The organism is Paenibacillus tabacirhizosphaerae (genome assembly GCF_040812395.1).
GTDB lineage: Bacteria > Bacillota > Bacilli > Paenibacillales > NBRC-103111 > Paenibacillus_E.
In genome coordinates this window covers 1-9395 of record NZ_JBFNXH010000038.1, presented here as the reverse complement: position 1 = coordinate 9395, position 9395 = coordinate 1, and the positions used below count along the sequence as shown (strand labels likewise).

Genomic DNA, 9395 nt, shown 5'->3' with positions numbered 1-9395 from the left:
CGGGTAAGCGCGGTCGATCAGTACCGCTACGGCTTCCGCGTTATGCAGAATATACGCCTTGCGGCTCGGCGGGTAATCCGGATCGACCGGCACGTAAGCCGCCCCCGCCTTGAGGATGGCGAGCAACCCGGTGATCATGCCGGTTCCGCGCCCGGCCACCAAGGCCACATGATCCCCGCTGCGCACCCCTTGCCGCGCCAAATGCCGCGCCAGCCGGTTCGACTCCGCCTCCAGCCGCGCATAAGTCAGCGTCCGGCCTCCGTGCCGAACCGCCGCATGGTCCGGCGTTCTTGCCGCCTGTTCCTCGAACAGTCCGTGCAGTGTCTTGCCCTCCGTGTAAGTCGCCGCTAGCTCGTACACCGGAGCATTCCATTCGCTGAGCAGCCGTTCCCCCTCCTCCGTCAGGATCAATGCTCCGCTGCCCAAAATCGGATTCGCCTCGTCGCACAGCTCCTCCAGAATCCGCACATAGAGCGTGAATACCGTTTCCATATCCTGCTCATAGAAGTAGTTCGGGGCATACTTGATTTGGACATTCATGTGCTCGCTGCTCCGATGCACCTCGATATCCAGCAGCGTGTTGGTCATCTCAGCGTTCTGCAGCTCCAATCCACCAGGTTGTTCCGGACGAATACCGCTCCCGCCTTTTCCATAATCCAGGATATGAAAGTCGGTATAGTTGAATAATGTATCGAATATCGGATTGAGTGACGGATCAGAACGTTCGCCGATCATTCTGGCGATATCGCTCAGGAACGCTTCACTGGCCTTCATCCGGTAGACTGTATCCGCGACTCTCCTCACCAGCCCCTTTTTGTCTTCATGCTTGCCCACATGCAGCCTCATCGGCAGTGTGTTCAAGAAGCATCCGAGTATGCGATCCCCGTCCTCTACAGCAGGACGGTCGTGCGAAACGACTCCCGTTACAATGTCCTCCTCTACGGTTATGATACGAAGCAGGTACAGATGGGCGCTTAGGCATAGGTCTCGCACGGTGCTTCCGTACGTTCCTGCCACCGCTTCCAGCCTGCTCACCAATTGCGGAGCCAAAGGTCTCTTGATAATGGCACTGGACGCGGTGGCTGTCATGGGTTTACGAGCAATATTAAATGGCAGCTTGCCTCGTGTATAGCCCTCGAGGAATTCCCGCCACCAGTCTCCCGTCTTCCCGTCTGCCTGCCTGAACGCGTTCAGCGCCACGTATTCTTTGTACGAGCTGCGGAGCGGAGCCCCTTCTAAAGATGAAGCCGGCGAGGCCTCCCCTGTGGCCGCAAGCTCCACGTATAATTCCATAAATTCCTGCTGGAACACCGCTACACTCCATCCGTCGAGGGCCGCATGATGGAACGATAACAGAATGATGGTCTCCTCAGCGCCTAGTCGGAACAGCCGGAGCCGCCATAATAAGCTACGTTCTTTTAAATATTTATCGCCCAGATCCGCCGCCCTGCATGCTTCAATATGGGCCTTTTGGGCATCGGCCGAAAGATGCCGGATGTCCTCCAGGACCACATCTGGGTCGATCCGCTTATAGACCAGTTGAATCGGCTCGTTAAAGTTTACCGTATCAAAAACCGTCCTAAGCACAGCATGCCGGTCCTGCAGCCTGCGCACCGTTTGGATGAAGATATCGTTGTTCATAGGATTCATCCGGACGGAAAAGAAGAATTGATCATGATAGATCGGCTGATCGGGCTTCAGCAGCGAGTAATACACCATACTCTGCTGAATCTTGCTCAGCGGGTAGAATTCTGCCAGCTCCTGTGAAGCATAAGTCTGGAATGCCGGCGTGACACGCAGCGTATCCTGGAACGTTTCGATCAAGCGCAGACCGCTCTCCAGCTCTTCGGATTGGTGTTTTGTTCCTGCACCTTCCAAATAACGGGCATACTCGCGGATCGTACGATACGTATACAGGTCTTTTAGCTGGACGGGGATCTTCAGCTCCAGTTGAATTCGGCTGGCAAGTCGGAGCAGGGTAATGGAATCTCCGCCAGAGAGGAAGAAATCATCTGTGGCGCCCACCTTATCTTTACCGAGGATCCCGCTCCAAAGATGTGCCAATTGAGCTTCCATTCCCCCCGCAGGAGCCGTGAAGGTTCCCTCGCCTTCCCTCTCCCTGTCCGGTTCCGGCAGCGCCCTCCGGTCCAGTTTGCCATTTGGCGTCAGCGGCATCCGGCCCAGCTCTACAAAATAGGAGGGAACCATATACATGGGCAGGCTATTCACCAGATGCTCTCTGCACTCCGCAGCAGATAGCTCTCTCCTGGATACGAAATAAGCGTAAAGGGACTTGGCTCCGGACCGGTCCATCCGGTCCACTACAACGGCCTCAACCACATCCGGATGATTCATAAGCGCTTTTTCAATTTCACCTAATTCAATTCTGTAGCCCCGAATCTTCACCTGATGATCCATCCGGCCGAGATACTCCACATCGCCATTCGGGAGCCATCGGGCCACGTCGCCGGTGCGGTACATCCGCTCGCCCGGTATGAAGGGATTGTCCACAAACTTCTCCGCCGTCAGCTCCGGCCGTCCCACATATCCCCGGGCCAGACCAGCCCCTGCAATACAGAGCTCACCTGGTGTACCGATCGGAAGCAGGTTCAGCTTCCCATCCACCACGTACAGCCGGATATTATCGATCGGTGCTCCAATCGGGATGCGTCCCAGCCCCGGAGCACATTCGTATGAACTGACATCCACAGTCGCCTCCGTCGGACCGTATAGATTCACCAGCTTCACCCGATCTGGTCCGAGCCAAGCGTAGAACCGTTCCACCATAGGACTTGGCAGTGCTTCACCGCTGGCAAACACTTGCTTAAGACTTGAGATTTGCTCCAATGCCCCTTCCGCCGCTTCCAGATCTTCCAGGAACGCCCCGAGCATGGAAGGCACGAAATGCATCGTCGTCACGCCGTATTTCGAGACCGCCTCCCGGATGAGGCTGGGATCTTTCTCCCCTCCAGGCGTCAGGAGGCACACGCCCGCACCATACCATGACCACCAAAACAGTTCCCATACCGATACGTCAAAGGAGAACGGGGTTTTCTGGAGGATGACGTCCTCTTCGCCCAGCTTGTAGCGCTTCTGCATCCAGTGAATCCGGTTGATCACCGAATGATGCTCAATCATAACGCCCTTCGGTCTTCCGGTGGAACCGGACGTATAAATAACGTAGGCGAGATCCGCAGGTCCGCTAACGGGTACAGGATTGTCCGCAGGCCGGTTACCGATCTCTTCATCCCGAAGGTCCAGCACGATGCCGGAGAACCGGGGAGTTGTGACTTCATCCTCCCCTTGGGTCAGCAGTACCCTCGCCCTGCTGTCTTCCAGCATGTAGCGAACCCGCTCCGCCGGATACGCCGGATCTATCGGCAGATAGGCGCCTCCTGACTTCAATATGCCGTAGATGCCGATTATCATCTCTAAGGAACGGTCCGTCCTGATTCCGACAACGGTATCCGGCCCAACACCGTATGCCCGCAAAGTATGGGCAACCTGATTGGCTCTGGCATTCAGCTGCGCATAAGTCAATGCCTGGCCTTCAAAGACTACCGCCACGCGATCCGGCGTGCGTGCAGCCTGATCTTCGAACAAGCCGTGGACCGTCTTCTCCTTGGGGTAATCCGCCTCCGTGTCGTTGAACGCTTCAAGAATTTGCCGGCGCTCCTCTGAAGTCGTCAGTTCAAGTAAGGACAGCGGTCTGCTCGGACCCTCCAGGAGCATGTCGATCAGCCTTATCCAATGGCCCGCCATACGCTCCACCGTTTCCCGTTTGAACAGAGCGGAGGCGTACTCGATCCAGAAACGCAGCCCGCCCTCCGTCTCTTCCGCGTTCATCGTGAGATCGAATTTCGCTGCCGTAAAATCCTGTGAATAAGGAGATATCTTTAGTCCATCTATCGTCATCGGGGATGGTCCCGTATTGTGCAACACGAACATCGTGTCAAACAGTGGATTGCGGCTCAGATCCCGCTGGAGGTCCAGCTTCTCCACCAGTTCTTCAAATGGGTACTCCTGATGTTCGTATGCTGCCAGCAGCCCCTCCTTGACCTCCTGTAGGTACGACTCGAACGTTTTGTCTCCGGCCGGATACTGCCGAAGCGCCAGCGTGCCCACGAACATCCCGATGAGGGGCTCCAGTTCCGCCTGCAGCCTTCCGGCCACCGGGGTGCCGACAATCACATCTGCGCTTCCGCTGTATTTGCCAAGCCATGCCGTATAGGCTGCGAGCAGCACCATATGCAGGGTTGTCCCTGTCTGCCGGGCAAGTTGTGCCAGCGCTTCGCTTCGTTCCTTGCCAAGCGTAAAGCTAAGGGAGTCCCCTTGATAGCTCCGTACCAGAGGTCTGCTATAGTCGGTCGGCAGTTCAAGGACTGGAAGCTCGCCGCTGAATACATCCAGCCAGTATGCCTGCTGATGTTCCCGTAACCTCCCGCTGTCCGTCTTCTCCTGCTGCCATACGGCATAGTCCTTATATTGGAGAGGCAGGGGAGCCAGCGTTTCTCCTTCATACAACCGTGCGAACTCGAGTGTCAAATGGTTCATGGACACCCCGTCCGAGATGATATGATGCATATCGAACAGCAGCAAATGATGCTCCGTCCCCAGTTCGATAAGACCCGCCCGCAGCAGCGGCGCCTGATCCAGGTCGAAAGTGCGAATGAACCCGCGAAGCGATTCGGTAACCTCCCGCCCGTCCCGCTGGATCGTTTCGAGCTCAAACGGCACTTCCTCATGAATCCGCTGAACGATCTCGCCGTCTTTCATTTCAAAGCGGGTCCGAAGCGATTCATGGCGGCCGATCAAGGTCCGGAAGGCTTCATAGGCCCGTGTCCGGTCTAAAGGACCGTGGATCTCCAGAACCCCCGGCATGTTGTAGCTCAGCTCGCCGCCATCCAGCTGGCTTAGAAGATAGATCCGCTTCTGCGCATAGGAGACGGGATAGCTATCTCTCTCCTCCGCAAGCGGAATGCCGACATAATCGCTACGCTTCATTCCGTCTATAGCTTGGGCCATGCTTTCAATGGTCGGCGACCGGAATATTTCCCTCAGCGGCAATTCGATGTTCATTTCTTTGTATATTTTCCCTGCCAATCGAGCCGCCCATAGCGAATGCCCGCCCAATTCAAAGAAATTATGCTTCACGCCAATATCCGGGAGCTTCAAGACCTCCCTCCAGATCGCGGCAAGCCTTTCTTCGATCGGATTCCGGGGGGCAGCATACTCGGTGCTGCTCTGTATCACCTTCTCCGGCTTCGGCAGCGCACGGCGATCCAGCTTTCCGCTTGAGGTCAGCGGCAACTCCTCCAACTGTACCATGTATGCGGGCACCATATAGGAAGGCAGCTTCCGCGAAAGCTCATCTTTCCAATCCTGAGCGGCATAGGCCGTCTTTACAACCACATAGGCACAAAGATACTGATCTCCTGTCTCGTCCTCTCCGGCTAAGACAACGGCTTCCCGCACCCCCTCCAGACGCAAAAGCTGCGCTTCGATCTCCCCGAGTTCGATCCGGTATCCTCTGATCTTCACCTGATGATCGATCCGCCCTAAATATTCGATACTGCCGTCCGGCAGCCATCTCGCCAGATCCCCTGTCCGGTACATCCGCTCCCCCTCATGAAAGGGGTTGTCCACGAACTTCTCCGCCGTCAGTTCCGGCCGTCTCCAGTATCCGCGTGCCAAACAGACTCCTGCTATACACAACTCGCCCGCTACGCCTATAGGCTGCAGCTTGGCTGTGCCTTCCTTCACAATATACAGTTCCGAGTTAAATATCGGTTTGCCAATGGGAATTAGCGGATACGACGTATCTTGTTCGCAAGGAAAGCAGGTCACCTCAACCGTCGCTTCCGTCGGACCGTAGAGGTTAATCATCCCCGCTCCATTGACCGATCCGATCAAACGCTGGAAGCGAGACACCTGATGCGGAGTTAGCGGCTCCCCGGTGGCGAACACGTACCGGAGACTGCTTAATTTCACAGACACTTCCTCTGAGGGCAGAAGCTCCACATATTCAAGAAACAGTTGAAGCATCGATGGGACAAAATGAACGGTAGTGATCCCGGAGCTTGCGATCGCCTCCACCATCTGACCCGGATCCTTCTCTCCCCCAGGGGGCAGCAGGTTTACCGCGGAACCGACCATCCCCCACCAGAACAACTCCGGTACCGAAACATCGAAGGTGAACGGGGTTTTGAACAGACTGACATCGCCGCTTCCTAACGGAAACCGGCTCTGTCCCCAGAGAATCCGGTTGACCACGGAATGATGCTCAATCATAACCCCTTTCGGGTTCCCGGTGGAGCCCGAGGTATACATCACATACGCGAGATCCCTTGGCCCAGAGGATGACTCCAGATTGCCCCCGTCCCCGCTGCTGTACGAAGCGTCATCGATCAGCAAGCACCGGCATTCAAAGTTCACCCGATCTCTGAACTGAGCTGTTGTCAGCAGCAGCTGAATACCCGAATCCTCCGCTACGTACCTTATCCGGTCTTCCGGATGGTCCGGGTCTATCGGCACATAAGCGCCTCCCGCCTTCAGGATGGCATATACCCCGATGACCATCTCCAGCGAACGCTCGGTCATAATCCCTACAAGCTCGCCTGCTTGAACGCCTTCCGCCCGCAGCCTTCTCGCCAGACGGTTCGCCCTCTCGTTCAGCTCCGTGAAGGTCAGCCGCTCGTCCCCACACAGGACGGCTGCTCTGTCCGGCGTCCGCTCCACCTGCTCCTCGAACAGCCCGTGGATCGTCTTTTCCTTCGGATAGCTCGCAGCCGTATCGTTGAAGTCGAACAAGATCGCGGCTTTCTCTTCCTCTGTTACGAGAACCGTATCCCCGAGAATGAGATCAGGCGCACTTGCCAGCGCGGAGAGCAGCTCCTGCAGATGCACAGTCAACCGGAGCATAGCTTCCCGGCTGTACCGCTGCTCATCGTAGGTAAGGTCCAGCACAACCTCCTGATCCGCCTGATCAAAGAAGAACAACAGATCGAATGCGGCCTGTTCCCTGAAATCCATCGTATGAAGGGGCCTAAACCCCGCAATCGTGTGGATTAAGGGCTTGCCATTCGAAGCGGATCGCGTGGTGATCCGCTCCGTATAGTTCCAGAAGGGAATATTCTGATGCTCCATAGCTTCGCTTACGGCCGATTTGATATCGGAGAACAAGGTCTTTAATGTGCTTTGACCTGTGACCGTGTTTTTTACAATGACCAGTGAATTGAGGCTCTCCGCCGAATCGTCCGGCTGACGGAAGACCGGAACGCCAAGCAGCATATTGGATTCATTCGTGTAGTGGTGCAGCAGCCCTTCCACTCCGCATAACAGAATCATGTACAAGGCTAACGGAGAACCGCCAGCGATTTGCATCATCCGCTTGGAGAGCGAGGCCTCCAGGGTCAGGTTGACGGTTTGGAACAGGCTGATCTGATTTCCGGAAGTCCGGTTATAGGGAAGACACACGATACGATCCCCGCCGTCTAACTTCTGATTCCAATAGGCAGCTTCTTTATCAAACAGGCTCATAAACATCAGTACATCCTTTCTATCACATCATAGGATTAGAGTAGGGATGCTGCCTGACTTCAGGCAGCGGGTAACGAAGCCGCAGGTGAGATTAAAAGATAAGTTCTATAGAATCCAGCTGTGGAACTGACTTTTTCTGAAAACCTGTAACACGGAAGTCTGCCAAGCGCCGATCCGGATGGAGCGCGATGACCGCCAACAGCTCAAGATAATCTCTCGTCAAAGTTTCGATCGATTTCATAGGGAACAAAGCGGTGCTATATTCAAAAGATCCCTTGAGCCCGCTGTCTTCAAGCTCCATCGTTAAAGACAGATCGAATTTGGCCGTATGGTGATCCATGGCATAAGGGCTCACCGAGATGCCGTTAATCTCTGCATACCCGGACTCCCTCTCGGCAAAAGCAAATACGAAATCAAACAAAGGATTGCGGCTCGGATCTCGGCGGATACCCAGCTTCTCGACCAATTCAGCGAATGGATATTCCTGATTTTCGAACGCCTCAAGCGTATTCTCCCTTACCTCATGGAGAAATTCCCGGAAAGTAAGCTCCTTGCGCGGATAGTTCCGTAGGGCCAGTGTATTAACAAACATTCCAATCATCGTCTCTAGCTCCCCAGATATTCTTCCGGCCACATGAGTCCCCAGAATAATATCTTCATAGCCGCTATAGTGGGAGAGCAGTACCGTATAGGCTGCCAGGAGCGTCATGAACAGGGTGCTTCCATCGCTTGCGGTCAGCTGCCGCAGCCCTTCCGCTACCGCGGAATCCACCTCGAAATAGTACTGTCCCCCCTCGTAGCTTCGCTGTGTAGGCCTAGGGTAAGCAATCGGAAGATCCGTTCCCCGGAGCTCACCGGACAACGATTTCAGCCAGTAAGCCTCTTGCTGCAGGTACTGATCGCTTTGCATTCTCTCACGCTGCCAGGCTGCATAGTCCTTATACTGGACCGTCAGCGGCGCAAGCTCTTCCCCTGCGTACAGCCGCAAGAAGTCCTGCATGACGATCTGCATGGAAACGCCATCCGAAATGATATGGTGCATATCAACGATCATAAGATGCTTCCCGGTGTGTTGGGCGGCCAGCCCTACGCGAAGCAGCGGCGGCTTCGAGAGATCAAACGGGCGGATAAACCGGGAGATCACCTCCTGCATTTCACGGGCGTTTTGCTTCCACGGAATCCGCTCGATTTCGAAAGGCACATCTGTGTAAATACGCTGCACCACTTCTTCCTCTTGGATCTCAAACCCGGTCCTCAGCGTTTCGTGACGCTCCATCAGCTTCAGGAAGGTGAAGCGTATCCGGTCCTCTTCGATCGATCCCGTGATCTCCAGAACGTGCGGCATATTGTAGATATCCCCTTCGCCTGACATCGTGCTCACGGTATAAATCCATTCCTGCGCAGCAGACGTCCTGTAAGATGCCCGGTTCGGCAGAACGGGGATGCCCTTGTAGTCAGCCTGCTGCGAGCCTTCAACAAGAACGGCTAATTTTTCCAGGGTCGGCAGCCGGAAAATATCGCGCAGAGGAAGGGAGACCCCCATCTCCTTTTGAATCCTTCCTGCCATCGAAGCAGCCCCCAACGAGTCTCCGCCGATCTCAAAGAAATCCTCATGGACGCCGATCCGCTTCAAGCCAAGCACCTCCTGCCAGATCTCTGCGAGCTTCAGCTCTACCGGGGTCCGCGGCGCGGTGTAGCTGGATCCGCTATCCTGAAGCTCCCTTGGCTCAGGCAGCTCCTTCCGGTCTACCTTGCCATTCGCGTTCAGCGGCAGCTCCTCCAGGAACACATAAGCTCCCGGCACCATATAAGCCGGCAGCTCCGCCGCAAGATATTCCCGGACCGCGGCCACCGTC

Annotated in this window: 2 protein-coding genes; both read right to left on the bottom strand. The window is 55.5% G+C overall.

The annotated features are described in order from the left end of the window. Nucleotides 1-7539 (bottom strand): amino acid adenylation domain-containing protein (locus ABRS97_RS27670; protein ID WP_367819406.1); only part of this gene is annotated, 7539 nt, incomplete at its 3' end. 91 nt (nucleotides 7540-7630) lie between these two features. After that, nucleotides 7631-9395: condensation domain-containing protein (locus tag ABRS97_RS27665; protein WP_367819405.1), on the bottom strand; the 1765-nt coding region annotated here is incomplete at its 5' end.